This window comes from Curtobacterium sp. MCLR17_040 (genome assembly GCF_003234735.1).
Classification (GTDB): Bacteria; Actinomycetota; Actinomycetes; order Actinomycetales; family Microbacteriaceae; genus Curtobacterium; species Curtobacterium flaccumfaciens.
On sequence record NZ_QKTE01000018.1, the window covers coordinates 36047 to 51477 of the forward strand.

Consider the following 15431-nt stretch of genomic DNA (forward strand, 5'->3'; position numbering starts at 1 on the left):
GATACCGCCCGCGACGCTGTGCCCCCGGGTCAGTTCTTGCCGAGGAACGCCGCGTCGGACTCGTCGAGACGCCGGGCGAGGGCGTCGCGGAGGGCCGGGGACCCCTCGAGCTCGGGATCGGGTTCGAGCACGCGCTCCGCTTCTTCCCGCGCGTCGACGATGAGGTCGGCGTGCTCGACCACCCGGAGCAGGTTGAGCGAGGACCGCCCACCGGACTGCCGTTCGCCCAGGACGTCGCCCTCGCGCCGGAGCTCGAGGTCGACCCGGGCGAGCTCGAACCCGTCGTCCGAGGCGGCCACGGCGTCGACGCGCTCGCGCGAGGTTGTCTCGAGCTCGGCGGAGGTGACCAGCAGGCAGACACCGGCCCACTGCCCACGGCCGATGCGGCCGCGGAGCTGGTGGAGCTGCGAGACACCGAACCGGTCAGCGTCGAGGACGGCCATCATCGCCGCGTTCGGGACGTCGACGCCGACCTCGATCACGGTCGTCGCCACGACCACGTCGAGGTCGCCGGCGGCGAAGGAGGTCATCACGCGGTCCTTCTCGTCGGCGGTCATCCGGCCGTGCAGGACCGCGATCGAGCGCCCTTCGAGCACGGGCATGGTGCGCATCCGTTCGGCGGTGGCGAGCACGGTCGCCGGGGCACGCTTCGGGGCGTCGTCCTCGCCCTCGACCGGCTCCGGCTCGCCGTCGTCCTCGGTGTGGGCGTCGTCGATGGCCGGGCAGACGACGAACGCCTGGCGACCCTTGGCCAGTTCTTCGGCCATGCGGGACCAGATCCGGGGTTCCCACCCGGGGTGCTCCGCCAGCGGGACCGTGAAGGTCTCGACGCCGGCGCGCCCCGACGGCATGCCCGTGATGGTCGAGACGTCGAGGTCGCCGAACACCGTCATGGCGACGGTGCGCGGGATCGGCGTGGCCGTGAGCACGAGCACGTGCGGCGGGGTCGTGCCCTTGGTGCGGAGGGCCTCGCGCTGCTCGACGCCGAAGCGGTGCTGCTCGTCGACCACCACGAGCCCCAGCTCGGCGAAGTCCACCCGGTCGCCCAGGAGCGCGTGGGTGCCGACGACCAGCCGTGAGCTGCCCGACGCGGCGGCGAGCAGGGCACGGCGCCGTTCGTCGGTGGACTGCGACCCGGTCAGGATCACCGGTCGGAGCTCGGCGGCCAGGTCCGGCCCGAGGAACTTCACGATGGAGCGCAGGTGCTGGGCCGCCAGCACCTCGGTCGGGGCGATGAGCGCGGACTGGCCGCCGGACTCGGCCACCGTGAGCATCGCCCGGATCGCCACGAGGGTCTTGCCCGAACCGACCTCGCCCTGGATCAGCCGGTGCATTGGCCAGGTGCGGGCGAGGTCCTGGTCGATGTCGGCACCGACGGCCCGCTGGTCGTCCGTCAACGTGAAGGGCAGGGTGGCGTCGAAGCGCTCGAGGATGCCACCAGGGGCGGCGACGCGCGGGGTGGCCGCGGTGCGACGGGCCGCGATCCGGCGCTGCACCAGGGCGGTCTGCAGCACGAACGCCTCGCGGTAGCGCAGGGCGTCCTGCGCGCGCTTGAAGTCCGCGACCTTCTCGGGGCGGTGCAGCAGCTCGAGGGCACGGCGGAACGGCACGAGGTCGAGCCGGGACCGCGCGGACGCCGGCACCGGGTCGGGCAGGTCCGGCAGGGTGTCGAGGACGATCCCGATGGACTTCGCGATCTGCCACGAGGTGAGCGAGGCCGTCGCCGGGTAGATCGGGATCGGCTGGCGCGACCACCGGATCGCTTCGTCGGAACCGGGCTCGGCCGTGGCGCGGGGGTCGTCGGGGTCGAACAGCTCGTAGTCGGGGTGGGCGAGCTGCCGGGCGCCCCGGTAGTCGCTGACCTTGCCGGAGAAGATGCCCCGGGCGCCGGGGACGAGGTCCTTCGTGCGCCACCCCTGGTTGAAGAACGTGAGGGTGAGCAGGCCCTTGCCGTCGCCGATCTTCGCTTCGAGGATCGAGCCGCGGCGCGCGCGCATGGTGCGTTCACGGACGTCGACCACCTCGGCCACGATGGTGACCGGTTCGCCGATCGCGAGCGAGTCGAGGGCCGTCAGTGCACCACGCTCGGCGTAGCGGCGGGGTGCGTGCTCGAGGAACTCCCCCACCGTGCGGTAGCCGAAGGCCTTCTCGATCGCGGTCGCCGTCCGACCGCCGAGCACGTTCGCGAGCCGCGCGTCGAGCGGCGCCGGACCGAGGTCGGGCGCGGCCGGCGCAGCGGGGGTTCCGGAGGTGACCACGCTCCAACGGTACCGGGCACGACCGACCCCACCCGTGCCTCCCGAGCGGCCTGTGGAGAACACCGGACCGGACCCGCCGGGCCGATACGGTGGCTGCATGACCCGCATCATCGCCGGCGCCGCCGGCTCCCTGACGCTCCGGGTGCCGAAGTCCGGCACCCGCCCGACGAGCGACCGCGTGCGCGAGGCGCTGTTCTCGTCGCTCGAGGCACGGGGGCTCGTCGAGGCCACGTCGGTGGCCGACCTGTACGCGGGGACGGGCGCGCTCGGGCTCGAGGCGGCCTCGCGCGGTGCGGCCGAGGTCGTCCTGGTCGACCGGGCGTCCGCCGCCGCGCAGGCCTGCCGGGCGAACGCGAAGGCCGTGCAGCAGCGGGTGCCGGGCGTCCGGATCGACGTGCAGCCGCAGCCGGTGCTCGGGTACCTGCGCGGGACCGTCCGCACCTTCGACCTGGTGTTCATCGACCCGCCCTACGACGTCACCGAGCACGAGCTCGCCGAGGTGCTCGAGGCCCTGTCGCCGAAGCTGACGCCGGATGCCGTCGTCGTGGTCGAGCGGAGCAAACGCTCCCCCGAGCCCACCTGGCCGGCGGGGCTCGCGCCGTTCAGCAAGCGCAGCTACGGCGAGACCGTCGCGTGGGAGGCCGTCGCCGCCGGCTGAGGCGCTCTGCGCGTGTGCACGCGCTCCGCGACAGTGCACCTGTCGAACGACGCGTGTTCTGTCGCCACACGGTGGTGCACCGACCGGGCCCGGTCAGCCGGCGGCGCCGTCCCAGTCCGCGTAGGGGTCCCAGCCGGTCGTCGGCACCGGCGACCCCGCACGCAGCAGGTCCGCGTCCCCACGCTCGCGCACGACACCGATGCGCCGGAAGCCCCCGGGCAGAGCCGTGCCTGCCGGGAACGTGGCGAGCAGTCCGTGGTCCTCGCCACCGTGCAGCGCGACCTCGTCGAGGTCGGCGGCGGCATCGAGTTCGAGCGTCACCCGGCTGGCACGGGCGAGCCGACCAGCGTCGATCGCCAGGCCGTCGGACAGGTCGAGCATCGCGGTGGCCCCGGCCCCAGCCGCGAGCGGCCCGTCGGCGATCGGGGGCACCGGGCGGCGCTGGCGGCCGACGTCGGGGTCGTCGTCCGCACCGCTCGCAACCGTCGCGGCGCGGTCCGGCTCGCCCCGGCCGTCGACGCCCTCGCGGAACAGCCGGGACAGCCCACGGGCGGCACGTCCGAGCTCGCCGGACACCGCGAGCACGTCACCGACGCTCGCGCCCGACCGGAGCACGGGCGCGCGGCCCAGCAGGTCACCGAAGGCGGTGACGGCCACCGTGAACGTCGCCGAGGTGGACAGGTCTCCCCCGACGACCCCGCACCCCGGCGCGAGTGCATCGACGGCGAGCCGGAAGCCGTCGGCGATGCCCTCGAGGACGGCCACGGGGGTGTCCTGCGGTGCGGCGAGGGCGATCACGAGGCCGCTCGGTACGGCACCCATCGCGGCGACGTCGGAGAGGTTCGTGGCGGCCGCCTTCCAGCCGATGTCCGTCGGTGACGACCACGCCCACCGGAAGTCCGGACCGTGGACCATCATGTCCGTCGTGACGACGAAGCGGCCGTCCGGAGCGGCGACGACGGCGCAGTCGTCACCGGGGCCGAGGATCGGCGTGCCCGCGGGCAGACGGCTCGTGATCCGGTCGAGGACGACGAGTTCGCCGAGCTCCCCCACCGTCGGTCCGGCCCAGGCGTCGTCCGTCGCATCCACACGAGAACGGTAGCCTGGACGGCGATGGACACCGCGCGCCGCACCCCTCGAACCCTCGCGATCGTGGGGGCCGTGATCACCCTCGCCGCCGGGCTGACCGGGTGCACGAACGCCGTGTCGATGTCCGCCGCCCCGTCGGCGAACGCAGCGGCGTGCGCGGCCGTGCAGGTCCGACTGCCCGCGACCGTGGACTCGAAGTTCGACCTGCGGAACACGAACGCGCAGGCGACCGCTGCCTGGGGTGACCCCGAGGTGGCGATCTACCACTGCGGTGTCGCCGTCCCCACCGTGTCCGACCTGCCGTGCTTCTCGCAAGGCGGCGTCGACTGGATCCGCGACGACCGCGGCGACCAGGTCGTCTACACGACGTTCGGTCGGTCACCGGCCGTGCAGGTCGTGGTCGACTCGACGAAGACCACGTCATCGGTCGTGCAGGAGCTGTCCGACGCCGTGTCGTCACTGCCCAAGGACGGACACGAGTGCCTCGACCCCGCCGACGTGCAGGGCTGACCGAACTGGTCAGCGGACGGCGGCTCGACCCAGCTCGATGAGCTCCGTGATCAGCTCGCCGTAGGACACGCCCGACGCCGCCCAGCAGCGCGGGTACATCGACAGCGGCGTGAAGCCCGGCATCGTGTTGACCTCGTTCACGACGAAGCCGTCGTCGGTCAGGAAGCAGTCGACACGGGCGAGCCCCGAACCACCGATGGCCTCGAACGCGCGGGCACCGATGGAGCGGATCTCGTCGGTCTCGTCGTCGGTCAGCGGTGCCGGGCAGAGCAGCGACTCGTCGCCGCCCAGGTACTTCGACGCGAAGTCGTAGAAGCCGTCCTCGGCCACCACGATCTCGCCTGGCAGGCTCGTGCGCGGCACACCGTCACAACCCTCGAGCACGGCGACCTCGACCTCGCGGCCGATCACACGGGGCTCGACGATCACCTTGGAGTCGTGCTCGAACGCCAGGTCCATGGCGGCACCCAGCTGCGAGGGCTCGTCGACGCGCGAGACGCCCATGCTCGACCCGGCGCGGGCCGGCTTGACGAACAGCGGCCAGCCGTGGGCGGCGATCGTCTCGGCGACGTCCACGGGGTCGGCCGCCCACTGCCGGCGGAGCACCGTGGTCCACGGTGCGACCCGGAGCCCAGCGTGCTCGAGCACGGCCTTCGCGACGTGCTTGTCCATCGCCAGTGCGCTCGCGAGCACGCCGTCGCCGACGTACGGCAGCCCGGCGATCTCGAGCAGGCCCTGGATCGTGCCGTCCTCGCCGAAGGGACCGTGCAGGATCGGGAACACCACGTCGACCGGGATCGCGGTGACGGTGCCGTCGGGGTGGGACACGACGAGTTCGTTGGTGGCCGGCGAGGTCGGGAACGCGATCCGCGTGCCGTTGTCGGGAACGGTCGGCAGCGCGCCGTCGCGGATGGTCCACTGCGCCGGGTCGTCCGACTGCAGCGTGAAGGCACCGTCCTGGGTGATCCCGATCGGCACGAGGTCGTACTCGGCCCGGTCGACGACGTCCATGATGCCGCCGGCGGTCACGCAGCTGATCTCGTGCTCGCTCGAGCGACCGCCGAAGAGCACGGCGACGGTGGTCCTGGGCATGGGGGTTCCCTCGGGGATCGTGGGCACGGGAGTCCCTTCGTGACTCGGTGCGGGACCGGTCATTCGCCCTGCGGCTCGTCGGTCTCGGTGAGGTGCGGCGCGATGTTGCGCGGATCGAGCCTACCGGCGAGGACCTCGCCGACCTGGCTGACGATGGGCATGTCGACGCCGTTCGCCGCGGCCAGCTCGAGGATCGGGGCGACCGAGGCCAGCCCCTCCGCCGTCTGGTTCATCTGGCGGACGACCTCGTCGAACCGGTAGCCCTGGCCGAGCAACCGCCCGGCGGTGTTGTTCCGCGACAGCGGCGACTGGCACGTGGCGATGAGGTCACCGAGGCCCGCGAGCCCGGACAGCGTGGACGACTGCGCGCCGAGCGACACCGCGAAGTCGGTCATCTCGGCGAGGCCGCGCGTGATGATCGAGGCCTTGGTGTTCTCGCCGTAGCCGACCCCGTCGACGATGCCGATCGCGACGGCGATGAGGTTCTTCAGCACGCCGCCGAACTCGGTGCCGATGACATCGGTGTTGATGAACGACCGGAAGTACGGGTTCGTCGCGACGGCTGCGACGTCGGTGGCGGTCTCCAGCGAGGACGACGACACAACGGCGGCGGTCGGCTGCCGACGGGCGATCTCGAGCGCCAGGTTCGGGCCGCTGGCCACGGCGATGCGGTCCTGGTCGATGCCGAGGCCCTGCAGCAGGACCTCGCTCATCCGCAGGCCCGTGCTCTTCTCGACGCCCTTCATCAGGCTGACGACCGGTACGTCCGCGGGCAGCAGCTCGCGGATCGCGGCGAGGTTGGAGCGCAGGGTCTGCGAGGGCACCGAGACGTACACCTGCGAGGCGCCGTCGAGCACGCGCTCGAGCGACGTCGAGGCGGTCAGGGTGCGGGGCAGGTTGATGCCGGGCAGGTAGTCCGAGTTGCGCTTGGTCTCGGTGATCTCGCGGGCGACCTCGGGGCGTCGGGCCCACACCACGGTGGAGGCACCACCCTCGGCCAGCACCTTCGCGAACGTGGTGCCCCAGCTGCCGGCACCGATCACGGCCACTCGGGGCTTGTCGGTCGACTGCATGACCACCCGGATCGCGGCGGTGTCGAAGGCCCCCGGAGCCGCGGCGGCGGGGTCGGGTCGGTCGTCGTGGGGTCGGAGGTCACTCAAACCGGCCGGTCTCCTTCTGGTTGTTCGCCGCCGGGTCCCAGCGGGTCGCGGGTGCCCGTTCGCCACGGAGCACCTCGAGCAGCGCGGTGATCTCGCGCATGACGAGTTCGGTGGCCTCGCCGAGCATCTGCTGGTCGATCTGCCGACCGCGGTACGCCGACAGGTCGACCGGGTCACCGATGATCACGTCGACGCGGGACGGCGGGAACAGCCGGAGCTTCTTGCCGTACCTGGCCATGATGTTCTGCGTGCCCCAGTGGGCCATCGGGATGAGCGGCACGTCGTTCTCGAGCGCGATCCTCACCGCGCCCGTCTTGCCGCGCATCGGCCACAGGTCGGGGTCGCGGGTGAGCGTGCCCTCGGGGTAGACGATGATCGCCCCGCCCTGCTCGACCAGGGACCGGCCGCCACCGAGCGGGTCGCTCAGGCGCGTCCGGCCGGAGCGCTCGACCGGGATCTGCCCCATGCCGGACATGAGCTTGCCGACCACGGGGACCTTGAACAGCGACGCCTTCGCGAGGAACCGCGGCGCCCGCTTCGAGATGTACACGGCGGTGCCCACGACCAGGGGGTCGATGTTCGTGAAGTGGTTCGGTGCGAGCACGAACGCACCCTCGGCCGGCAGGCGGTTCGGGCCGTGCCAGTGGTAGCGCGCCGAGAACCGGAACGTCGGGATGACGATCGAGGCGACGATGCGGAACGCGGTGTTCAGCTCACCGCGGCGCCACCGGCGCCCACGCACGGGGAGGCCGGTCGCGACCTGCGCGTCGGAGCCGCCACGGGCCTCCAGACCGTCGCCTTTTCCTTCTGCCGGCACTGTGCCTATCCAGCGAAGTCGAAGTCGGCGCCGAGCTTGCGCAGCTTCGGGATGAAGTGCTCGTAGCCGCGGCTGATGATGCCGACGTTGGTGATGTGCGACTCGCCGTCGGCGGTCAGCGCCGCGATGAGGTGGCTGAACCCGCCGCGCAGGTCGGGGACGCGGACGTTCGCGGCGTGCAGCTTCGTCGGACCGGTGATGACGGCGGCCTGCTCGAACGGGCGGCGGGCGACGCGGCGGTCGTGGCCGGGCAGCCCCTCCTTGTGCACGACGATGTCGGCACCCATCTCGTTCAGTGCGTCGGTGAAGCCGAAGCGGTTCTCGTAGACGGTCTCGTGCACGATGCTCTGGCCGTCGGCCTGGGTCAGCGCGACGATGAGCGGCTGCTGCCAGTCCGTCATGAAGCCGGGGTGCACGTCGGTCTCGATGACGACGGGCTTGAGGGTGTCCAGCTCGCGGTAGAACCGGATGCCGTCCTCCTGGATGTCGAACCCGCCGCCGACCTTGCGGAAGACGTTGAGGAACGTCATGAGCTCCTGCTGGTTCGCGCCCTCGACGAAGATGTCGCCGTTGGTGGCGAGCGCGGCGGAGGCCCAGCTCGCGGCCTCGTTGCGGTCGTTGATCGCGCGGTGCGTGTAGCCGCGGAGCGACTCGACGCCCTCGATGAAGATGACGCGGTTCGGCTCGACCGAGACGATGGCGCCCATCTTCTGCAGGATCGCGATGAGGTCCATGATCTCGGGCTCGATCGCGGCGTTCCGCAGCTCCGTGACGCCCTTGGCGAGGGTCGCCGAGAGCAGGACCTGCTCGGTGGCGCCGACGCTCGGGTACGGCAGCTCGATCGAGGCGCCCTTCAGTCCGTCCGGGGCCGTCAGGTGGATGCCGTTGACCTGCTTGTCGACGACCGCACCCATGGCGCGGAGGGCGTCGAGGTGGAAGTCGATCGGACGGTCGCCGATGCGGCAGCCGCCGAGGTCGGGGATGAACGCCTCGCCGAGCTTGTGCAGCAGCGGGCCGCAGAACAGGATCGGGATGCGGCTCGACCCGGCGTGCGCGTCGATCTCGGCGAAGTGCGCCGACTCGACCCGCGACGGGTCGAGGATGAGTTCGCCTCGTGCAGGATCGGTGATGCGCACGCCGTGCACCTCGAGCAGCCCGCGGACCACCTTGACGTCGGAGATGTCCGGCACGTCACGGAGGATCGACGGGGTGTCACCGAGCAGCGACGCCACCATGGCCTTGGTCGCGAGGTTCTTCGCCCCACGGACCTCGATGCGTCCCACGAGCGGCTTGCCCCCGCGGATGACGATCTCGTCCGACTTGAGGCCCACGCGCGCCCCTGCGGCCGCTGCGTCCTGTACGAGAGAGTTCACTACTTCACCGGCAATGTCTTCGGCCGCCAACTGGAGCGGCGGGATTCGAACTCCGTGATCGAGGTCTCGTCACGGAGGGTGAGCCCGATGTCGTCGAGCCCTTCCATCAACCGCCAACGAGTGTAAGCGTCGATCTCGAAGGGGACGTCCACATCCCCCAGCGACACGCGCTGCGTCTCGAGGTCGACCGTCGCTTCGATGCCTGGGTTCGCCTCGATGACGGCCCACAGCCGCTCGACCTCCGGTTCGGTCACGATCGCGGTGACCAGGCCCTGCTTGCCGGCGTTGCCCCGGAAGATGTCCGCGAACCGGGGCGAGATCACGACCGAGAAGCCGAAGTCACGGAGCGCCCAGACGGCGTGCTCGCGGGACGACCCGGTGCCGAAGTCGGGGCCGGCGATCAGGACGCGGGCGCCCTGGTAGCGCTCCTGGTTCAGGACGAAGTCGGGGTCCTGACGCCATCCGGAGAACAGGGCGTCCTCGAAGCCGGTCTTCGTCACGCGCTTCAGGTAGACCGCGGGGATGATCTGGTCGGTGTCGACGTTGGACCGCTTGAGCGGCGCGGCGATGCCGGTGACGGTGGTGATCTTGTCCATCAGAAGGTCCCCTCGGTGGTGGTGGCGGACGTCGCCGCCGCGATCTCGTCGTCGGTCTCCAGGTCCCACGGGCTGGACAGCGTGCCGCGCACCGCGGTGGCCGCGGCGACGAGCGGCGACACCAGGTGTGTGCGGCCGCCCTTGCCCTGGCGGCCCTCGAAGTTGCGGTTCGAGGTGCTCGCGCAGCGCTCCCCCGGAGCCAGCTGGTCCGGGTTCATGCCGAGGCACATCGAGCAGCCGGCGAACCGCCACTCGGCGCCGAACTCCTTCATGACGACGTCGAGCCCCTCAGCCTCAGCCTCGAGCCGGACGCGCGCGGAGCCCGGAACCACCATGACCCGAACACCCGGCGCCTTCTGCCGGCCCTTGATGATCGACGCGAAGGCCCGCAGGTCCTCGATGCGCGAGTTCGTGCAGGACCCCATGAACACCGCGTCGACGGCGATGTCCTTCATCGGGGTGCCGGCGGTGATGTCCATGTACTCCAGGGCGCGGCGTGCGGCGGCCTGGTCGTTCGGGTCGCTGTAGGCGGCCGGGTCCGGCACGCTCTCGGACAGCGAGACGCCCTGGCCGGGGTTCGTGCCCCAGGTGACGAAGGGCTCGAGCTCGTCCGCGTCGATGAACACCTCGGCGTCGAACACGGCGTCGTCGTCGGTGGCGAGGGTCTCCCAGTACGCGACGGCGTCGTCCCAGTCCTGACCGGTGGGCGCGTGGTCGCGGCCCTGCACGTAGTCGTAGGTGGTCTGGTCGGGGGCGACCATGCCGGCGCGGGCACCGGCCTCGATCGACATGTTGCAGATCGTCATGCGGCCCTCCATCGAGAGCGCACGGATGGCGGAGCCGCGGTACTCGAGCACGTAGCCCTGGCCGCCGCCGGTGCCGATCTTCGCGATGACGGCCAGGATGATGTCCTTCGCCGTCACCCCCGGACGCAGCGTGCCCTCGACCGTGATCGCCATCGTCTTGAACGGCTTGAGCGGCAGGGTCTGCGTGGCGAGGACGTGCTCGACCTCGGACGTGCCGATGCCGAACGCCATCGCGCCGAAGGCCCCGTGGGTGCTGGTGTGCGAGTCGCCGCAGACCACGGTGATGCCGGGCATGGTCAGGCCGAGCTGCGGACCGACCACGTGGACGATGCCCTGCTCCTTGTCGCCCAGGGAGTGCAGCCGGACGCCGAACTCCTCGCAGTTGCGACGGAGGGTCTCGATCTGGATCCGGCTCGTCGGGTCCGCGATGGGGCGGTCGATGGCCAGCGTCGGGGTGTTGTGGTCCTCGGTCGCGATCGTCAGGTCGAGGCGACGCACCGGTCGCCCGGCCTGCCGCAGGCCGTCGAACGCCTGCGGACTCGTCACCTCGTGCACGAGGTGGAGGTCGATGTAGAGGAGGTCGGGGTTGCCGTCCTCGCCCTTGACCACGACGTGGTCGTCCCACACCTTCTCGGCGAGCGTCTTTCCCATGAGCTCAGCCCTCCTCGTCCTCGTCGTTGCGCCGCGACCGCGGCGCGATCAGGCGACTCTACCATTGGTATACCAACGCGCGGCACCCCGCCCGCCACGGGTCCGTCGCCCCGCCGTCGCACGCCCGTCACCCGGTGGCGACACAGCCTGGGGGCCCGTGGCGACTCCCCGACACCTGTCGCGGTGGGAAGATGGTGACGACATGACGACACCTGCGCACTCGACCCGGACCATCAACCTCGAGGGCGCGGCACGCGCCGCGATCGCCGGTGGCGCACCGCTCGCGCTGCTCATCGCCCTCGGCATGCCGGGGTACGCCGCCTTCGCCATGTTCGCCGGGTTCACCGCCATCTTCGGCGCGACCGAGCCCTACCGGCAGCGTGCCGTCACCACCGGCGTCGCGGGTGCGCTGCAGGCGCTCTGCATGTGCGCCGGCATCGGGGTCGGGCTCGTCGGGTCGCCGCTCTGGCTGCAGGCCGTGGGTCTCGTCGTCGTCCTGGTGGTCGCGGTCTGCACCCTCTCCACGCTCCGGGCGATCCCCGCGCAGCCGATCTTCCCGGTGTTCGCGTTCGTCGTGTCCGCACTCGTGCCGATGCGCCCGGCGGACGTCCCACTCGTCACGACGATCATCGTCTGCTCGGTGGTCTGGGCCTGGCTCGTCGCGATGTCCGGAGCGGTGCTCCGCCGGGTGCTCCACCCGCACGCCCCGCACCGGTTCCGCCCGCTCGCCGACCGCAAGCACCGCTCGCTCGCGGTCCTGCGCACGCCGGCGCTGTGGGAGACCGTCGCGCTCAACGTCGTCGGGTCGCTCGTCGCCGGTGCGGTCGCGGAGTCGATCCCCGGACTCGGGCACCCCTACTGGGCGGTCATCGCGGTGGTCTCGACCCTGCCGGCGATCCGGCAGCGGCACACCGTGGTCCGCGCCGGGCAGCGGGTGGTCGGCACGATCGGCGGCACCGTCATCGCGGTCGGCATCCTGCTGCTCGAACCGTCGGCGTGGTGGATCGTCGTGCTGGCCGTCGTCGGGCAGTTCTTCGCCGAGATCTTCGTCGCCCGGAACTACGCCGTGTGCCTGCTGTTCCTCACCCCGCTCGCCCTGGCGGTGTCGTGGCTGAGCCTGCCCGAGGCGCCGCAGCTGCTGGCGCTCGACCGCATCGCGCAGACCGTGCTCGGTGCCGTGGTCAGCGTGGGGCTGCTGCTCGTCGGGCGCGCGATCGAGCGCCGACGTGGCCGTGCCCTCGGCGCGACGAGCGCGATCCGCACCGTCTGACGCGCCCGGTCGTTCCGGGCGTACCTGGTCGAATCGGGCGTACCTGGTCGACCCGGGCATGCCTGGTCGAACCGGGCGTACCTCGTCGAACCGGGCATACCTCGTCGAACCGGGCGTACCTGGTCGAACCGGGCGTACCTGGTCGTTCCGTTCGACCAGGTACGCCCGATTCCACTTTCCATCGCGCGTGACAGGGGAAGGAACGTGCGCGGACGGCGGACGGGAGGCCCGTGGCGGCGCCGCCACGGGCCTCCCGTCCGGCCGTGGTCGCGACCACCACGTCCGACGAAAGCGACAGATCGCTGCGGGACAACCGCGCGGGTCTGTCGCTTTCTCGAGCCCGTCCGCGCCACCGCCGCGTCAGTCGCGCGGCTGGATGTTCCAGGCGTCGATGACGGGGCGGCCGTGCTCGTAGCCGAGGATGCTGACCGAGGCGGTGCCGAGCTTCAGCACGGCGCCGTCCTGCGGCGCGAGCCGGATCCACGCGGCACCGAGTGCCCGCAGCACGTGGCCGTGGGCGATGAACACCGCGTCGTGGCCCTCGGCGAGCACCGGTCGGGCACGGTTCAGGATGCGCTCGACGCGGACCCGGACCTCGGCGGCGTTCTCACCGGGGGTCTCGCCGGCGGGGACGCCGTCGGTCCAGAGGTCCCACGGCCCGTGGCGCAGCACCTTGATCTGCGGGGTGGTGAGGCCCTCGTACGCGCCGTAGTCCCACTCGTACAGGTCCTCGTCGAGCTCCGGCTCGACGCCGATCAGGTGCGCGGTGTCGCGGGCGCGCTGCAGCGGGCTCGACAGCGCCAGCGCGAACGACCGGTCCCCGAGGTACCGGCCCGCGCGCTTCGCCTGCTCGACACCGTTGTCGGTGAGCGGGATGTCGGTGCGGCCGGTGTGCTGCCCGCTCTTCGACCACTCCGTCTCTCCGTGACGGACGAGGACGAGTTCGCCGGGGCGTTCCGAGGTCATGAGTTCCTTCCGATCCAGAGGCCGAGCGCAGCTGCGCCGACCGAGACGACGAGCATCCCGAGGCCGTTCAGGACGGCGAGCCGGGTCTTGCCGGATCGGAGGAGCTGTACGGTCTCGACGCTCGCCGTCGAGAACGTCGTGTACCCACCCATCATGCCCGTCCCGAGCACAGCGACCGTCGAGGCGGGCATGGTGCCGGCCTGCCCGAGGCCCGTCAGGACCCCGAGGACGAGCGATCCGGACACGTTGATGAGCAGGGTCCCGACCGGGAACCCGGCGAACCGGGTACCGGCGACGCGGCCCTTGACGAGCCCGTCGAGCACGAAGCGCAGCGCGGCGCCGGCTCCCCCGCCGACGGCGACCAGGATCAGTTCGACCGGGCTCATCGGGCGTCCTCTCGGGGTTCGGGGCGGGTGCGAGGCCGGGTGGCCGCGGCCACCCACAGACCGAGGACGACCGCGGCGAGTCCGAGCACGACCGACAGCAGCGCGTACCCGGTGCCCGCCGTCCAGCGCCCGAGGTCGAGCAACTGCGCGGTGTCGTCCGCCAGCGTGCTGTAGGTCGTGAAACCGCCGAGGACGCCGGTGCCGACGAACAGCCGGACCGCGCGAGGACGACCGATGTCGGGGCCGCGGCGTGCGAGCGCGTCGAGCAGGAACCCGAGGCAGAACGCCCCGACGACGTTGATCCCGAGGATGGTCCAGCTGATCCCGTCGTGCGCGGGGAACGCCGTGGCGAGGAGTGCGCGGACGGCCGTCCCGATCGCGCCGCCGAGGGCGACCAGGGCGACGAGCCTCCAGCGCAGGTGCGGTGGGCGTTCGGCGTGCATCGTGCTCCCGTCGCGAGGCGATCGTTCCCCGGGTGACGGGGACGATCCAGGCTAGCCGAGACGACGAAACCCCCGCCGAGCCGGAGCTGGACGGGGGCTTGCGTGCTGGTGACCCCAGCGGGATTCGAACCCGCGTTACCGCCGTGAGAGGGCAGCGTACTAGGCCGCTATACGATGGGGCCGCGGCTGTTGTCGGACTCGGAGCATGTCACCTGTGGTGACCCCAGCGGGATTCGAACCCGCGTTACCGCCGTGAGAGGGCAGCGTACTAGGCCGCTATACGATGGGGCCGTTCCGACAACTCGACAAGTATTGCACAAGGCTCGCATCCGCACCAAAACGGGGCGTGTCGCCCGGGTGTGCCGCCATGTCGGAGCAGGCATACGGTGGATCGATGACGGCCGACCACGACGCGATCGCCCGGGCCAGACACGTGAGCGGCTGCCCGTCGGCCACGGTCCGGATCGGCCTGTCCGGGTGGCAGTACGACGGCTGGCGCGGGGACTTCTACCCCGACGGCCTCGCGAAGCGGCGGTGGCTCGAGCACGTGGCGTCGCGGTTCCCGACGGTGGAGCTGAACGGATCCTTCTACTCGCTGCAGCGTCCGGCGCGCTACCGGGCGTGGCGTACGGCCTCGGGCGGGCAGCCGTTCCGGTTCGCGGTCAAGGGCGGCCGGTACGTCACGCACATGCTGCGGCTCCGGAACGTCGAGACGGCGCTGGCGAACTTCTTCGCCTCGGGTCCGCTCGAGCTCGGCGACACCCTGGGGCCGGTGCTCTGGCAGCTGCCCGAGCGCCTGCTGCCGACGCCGGAGGTGCTCGACGCGTTCCTCGGGCTGCTCCCCCGGACGCACGGCGCGGCCGCCGAGCTCGCACGCCACCACGACGACGACAAGGTCCCCGGCGAACCGGACGGTCTCGTGGTGCCCGAGGAACCGGCGTGGTCGATCCACCACGCGCTCGAGGTCCGGGCAGCCGGCTTCGACGACGAGCACCTCGACGTGCTCCGCCGGCACCGCGTCGCCCTGGTCGACTCCCACGCCGGCGACTTCCCCCGCTTCCGGGCGGACACCGGGGCACCACTCGCGTACCTCCGGTTGCACGGCGCGCCCCGGACCTACCACGACGGGTACTCGCCCCAGGCACTCGGCGGGTGGGCGACGACGGTCCTCGAGCACGCCGAGGCCGGTCGGGACGTCTACGTGTACTTCGACAACGACGCCGAGCGGCACGCTCCGTGGGACGCCCTGGCGCTCGACCGCCTGGTCGCGGCGCGACTGCGTCGGCGGGCGCCCGACCGGTGAGCAGCAGAAGCCGGGTGCGTGGACGCGACCCGTCGCGTTCTGCTCACTCGGTG

Annotated in this window: 15 protein-coding genes and 2 tRNA genes; 4 read left to right on the forward strand and 13 right to left on the reverse strand. The window is 71.7% G+C overall.

From position 1 onward, the window contains the following. Window positions 1-29: 29 nt before the first annotated feature. On the reverse strand, window positions 30-2258 hold the full coding sequence (locus DEJ01_RS14260; protein WP_258375728.1) for an ATP-dependent DNA helicase RecG: 2229 nt from the start codon (window positions 2256-2258) through the stop codon (window positions 30-32). Between the two features lie 97 nt (window positions 2259-2355). Here DEJ01_RS14260 and DEJ01_RS14265 point away from each other — a divergent pair, with 97 nt between their 5' ends. Next, window positions 2356-2916 (forward strand): RsmD family RNA methyltransferase, encoded by a 561-nt coding sequence (locus DEJ01_RS14265; RefSeq protein WP_110863961.1) that lies wholly within the window; start codon window positions 2356-2358, stop codon window positions 2914-2916. A gap of 93 nt (window positions 2917-3009) precedes the next feature. Here the strand turns inward: DEJ01_RS14265 and thiL are convergent, their stop codons facing one another. Further along, the gene (gene thiL, locus DEJ01_RS14270) at window positions 3010-4005 is read right to left on the reverse strand and encodes a thiamine-phosphate kinase (protein WP_111093382.1); all 996 of its coding nucleotides are present in this window, start codon (window positions 4003-4005) and stop codon (window positions 3010-3012) included. A 24-nt stretch (window positions 4006-4029) separates the two neighbouring features. Between thiL and DEJ01_RS14275 the strand changes: the two genes are divergently transcribed. Further along, window positions 4030-4515: a DUF3515 family protein gene (locus DEJ01_RS14275; RefSeq protein WP_111023961.1), complete on the forward strand. Its 486-nt coding sequence runs from the start codon at window positions 4030-4032 to the stop codon at window positions 4513-4515. Window positions 4516-4524: 9 nt separating this feature from the next. Here the strand turns inward: DEJ01_RS14275 and DEJ01_RS14280 are convergent, their stop codons facing one another. From DEJ01_RS14280 to leuC, 6 genes are all read right to left on the reverse strand, one after another. Next, window positions 4525-5607: a D-alanine--D-alanine ligase family protein gene (locus tag DEJ01_RS14280; RefSeq protein ID WP_111093383.1), complete on the reverse strand. Its 1083-nt coding sequence runs from the start codon at window positions 5605-5607 to the stop codon at window positions 4525-4527. Between the two features lie 59 nt (window positions 5608-5666). Beyond that, window positions 5667-6680, reverse strand: a complete 1014-nt coding sequence (locus tag DEJ01_RS14285) for an NAD(P)H-dependent glycerol-3-phosphate dehydrogenase (RefSeq protein ID WP_031259730.1) — start codon at window positions 6678-6680, stop codon at window positions 5667-5669. Between the two features lie 79 nt (window positions 6681-6759). Then, window positions 6760-7584, reverse strand: a complete 825-nt coding sequence (locus DEJ01_RS14290; RefSeq protein WP_084741194.1) for a 1-acyl-sn-glycerol-3-phosphate acyltransferase — start codon at window positions 7582-7584, stop codon at window positions 6760-6762. Window positions 7585-7589: 5 nt separating this feature from the next. Then, entirely contained in the window at window positions 7590-8957 is a 1368-nt protein-coding gene (gene murA, locus DEJ01_RS14295) for a UDP-N-acetylglucosamine 1-carboxyvinyltransferase (RefSeq protein WP_111023958.1), read from the reverse strand. After that, the gene (gene leuD / locus DEJ01_RS14300) at window positions 8957-9553 is read right to left on the reverse strand and encodes a 3-isopropylmalate dehydratase small subunit (protein ID WP_111038544.1); all 597 of its coding nucleotides are present in this window, start codon (window positions 9551-9553) and stop codon (window positions 8957-8959) included. The genes murA and leuD overlap by 1 nt, the downstream gene beginning before the upstream one ends. After that, window positions 9553-11010, reverse strand: coding sequence for a 3-isopropylmalate dehydratase large subunit (gene leuC, locus DEJ01_RS14305; protein WP_111093384.1), 1458 nt, complete (start codon window positions 11008-11010; stop codon window positions 9553-9555). The genes leuD and leuC overlap by 1 nt, the downstream gene beginning before the upstream one ends. 202 nt (window positions 11011-11212) lie before the next feature. On the opposite strand from leuC, the gene DEJ01_RS14310 reads away from it, so the two are divergent. Beyond that, window positions 11213-12280 (forward strand): FUSC family protein, encoded by a 1068-nt coding sequence (locus tag DEJ01_RS14310; RefSeq protein WP_146247631.1) that lies wholly within the window; start codon window positions 11213-11215, stop codon window positions 12278-12280. A gap of 360 nt (window positions 12281-12640) precedes the next feature. On the opposite strand, the gene DEJ01_RS14315 is transcribed toward DEJ01_RS14310, so the two are convergent. From DEJ01_RS14315 to DEJ01_RS14335, 5 genes are all read right to left on the reverse strand, one after another. Beyond that, window positions 12641-13246: a histidine phosphatase family protein gene (locus DEJ01_RS14315; protein ID WP_111093386.1), complete on the reverse strand. Its 606-nt coding sequence runs from the start codon at window positions 13244-13246 to the stop codon at window positions 12641-12643. Further along, the gene (gene crcB, locus DEJ01_RS14320) at window positions 13243-13632 is read right to left on the reverse strand and encodes a fluoride efflux transporter CrcB (protein WP_111093387.1); all 390 of its coding nucleotides are present in this window, start codon (window positions 13630-13632) and stop codon (window positions 13243-13245) included. The genes DEJ01_RS14315 and crcB overlap by 4 nt, the downstream gene beginning before the upstream one ends. After that, window positions 13629-14075, reverse strand: a complete 447-nt coding sequence (locus DEJ01_RS14325; RefSeq protein ID WP_111093388.1) for a CrcB family protein — start codon at window positions 14073-14075, stop codon at window positions 13629-13631. Before DEJ01_RS14325 ends, crcB begins: the two co-directional genes overlap by 4 nt. Window positions 14076-14181: 106 nt before the next feature. After that, a tRNA-Glu gene (locus tag DEJ01_RS14330) sits at window positions 14182-14257 on the reverse strand. A gap of 33 nt (window positions 14258-14290) precedes the next feature. Next, window positions 14291-14366: transfer RNA gene (locus DEJ01_RS14335), tRNA-Glu, on the reverse strand. A gap of 103 nt (window positions 14367-14469) precedes the next feature. On the opposite strand from DEJ01_RS14335, the gene DEJ01_RS14340 reads away from it, so the two are divergent. Further along, window positions 14470-15378 (forward strand): DUF72 domain-containing protein, encoded by a 909-nt coding sequence (locus DEJ01_RS14340; RefSeq protein ID WP_111093389.1) that lies wholly within the window; start codon window positions 14470-14472, stop codon window positions 15376-15378. Window positions 15379-15431 lie beyond the last annotated feature (53 nt).

Excerpts from the sequence above, each read along its gene's own strand:
- DEJ01_RS14310 (WP_146247631.1), top strand. The coding sequence starts at position 11,213 with ATGACGACACCTGCGCACTCGACCCGGACCATCAACCTCGAGGGCGCG.
- crcB (WP_111093387.1), bottom strand. The coding sequence starts at position 13,632 with ATGAGCCCGGTCGAACTGATCCTGGTCGCCGTCGGCGGGGGAGCCGGC.
- DEJ01_RS14340 (WP_111093389.1), top strand. The coding sequence starts at position 14,470 with ATGACGGCCGACCACGACGCGATCGCCCGGGCCAGACACGTGAGCGGC.
- DEJ01_RS14325 (WP_111093388.1), bottom strand. The coding sequence starts at position 14,075 with ATGCACGCCGAACGCCCACCGCACCTGCGCTGGAGGCTCGTCGCCCTG.
- DEJ01_RS14265 (WP_110863961.1), top strand. The coding sequence starts at position 2,356 with ATGACCCGCATCATCGCCGGCGCCGCCGGCTCCCTGACGCTCCGGGTG.
- leuC (WP_111093384.1), bottom strand. The coding sequence starts at position 11,010 with ATGGGAAAGACGCTCGCCGAGAAGGTGTGGGACGACCACGTCGTGGTC.
- DEJ01_RS14280 (WP_111093383.1), bottom strand. The coding sequence starts at position 5,607 with ATGCCCAGGACCACCGTCGCCGTGCTCTTCGGCGGTCGCTCGAGCGAG.
- DEJ01_RS14275 (WP_111023961.1), top strand. The coding sequence starts at position 4,030 with ATGGACACCGCGCGCCGCACCCCTCGAACCCTCGCGATCGTGGGGGCC.
- DEJ01_RS14315 (WP_111093386.1), bottom strand. The coding sequence starts at position 13,246 with ATGACCTCGGAACGCCCCGGCGAACTCGTCCTCGTCCGTCACGGAGAG.
- DEJ01_RS14285 (WP_031259730.1), bottom strand. The coding sequence starts at position 6,680 with ATGCAGTCGACCGACAAGCCCCGAGTGGCCGTGATCGGTGCCGGCAGC.
- leuD (WP_111038544.1), bottom strand. The coding sequence starts at position 9,553 with ATGGACAAGATCACCACCGTCACCGGCATCGCCGCGCCGCTCAAGCGG.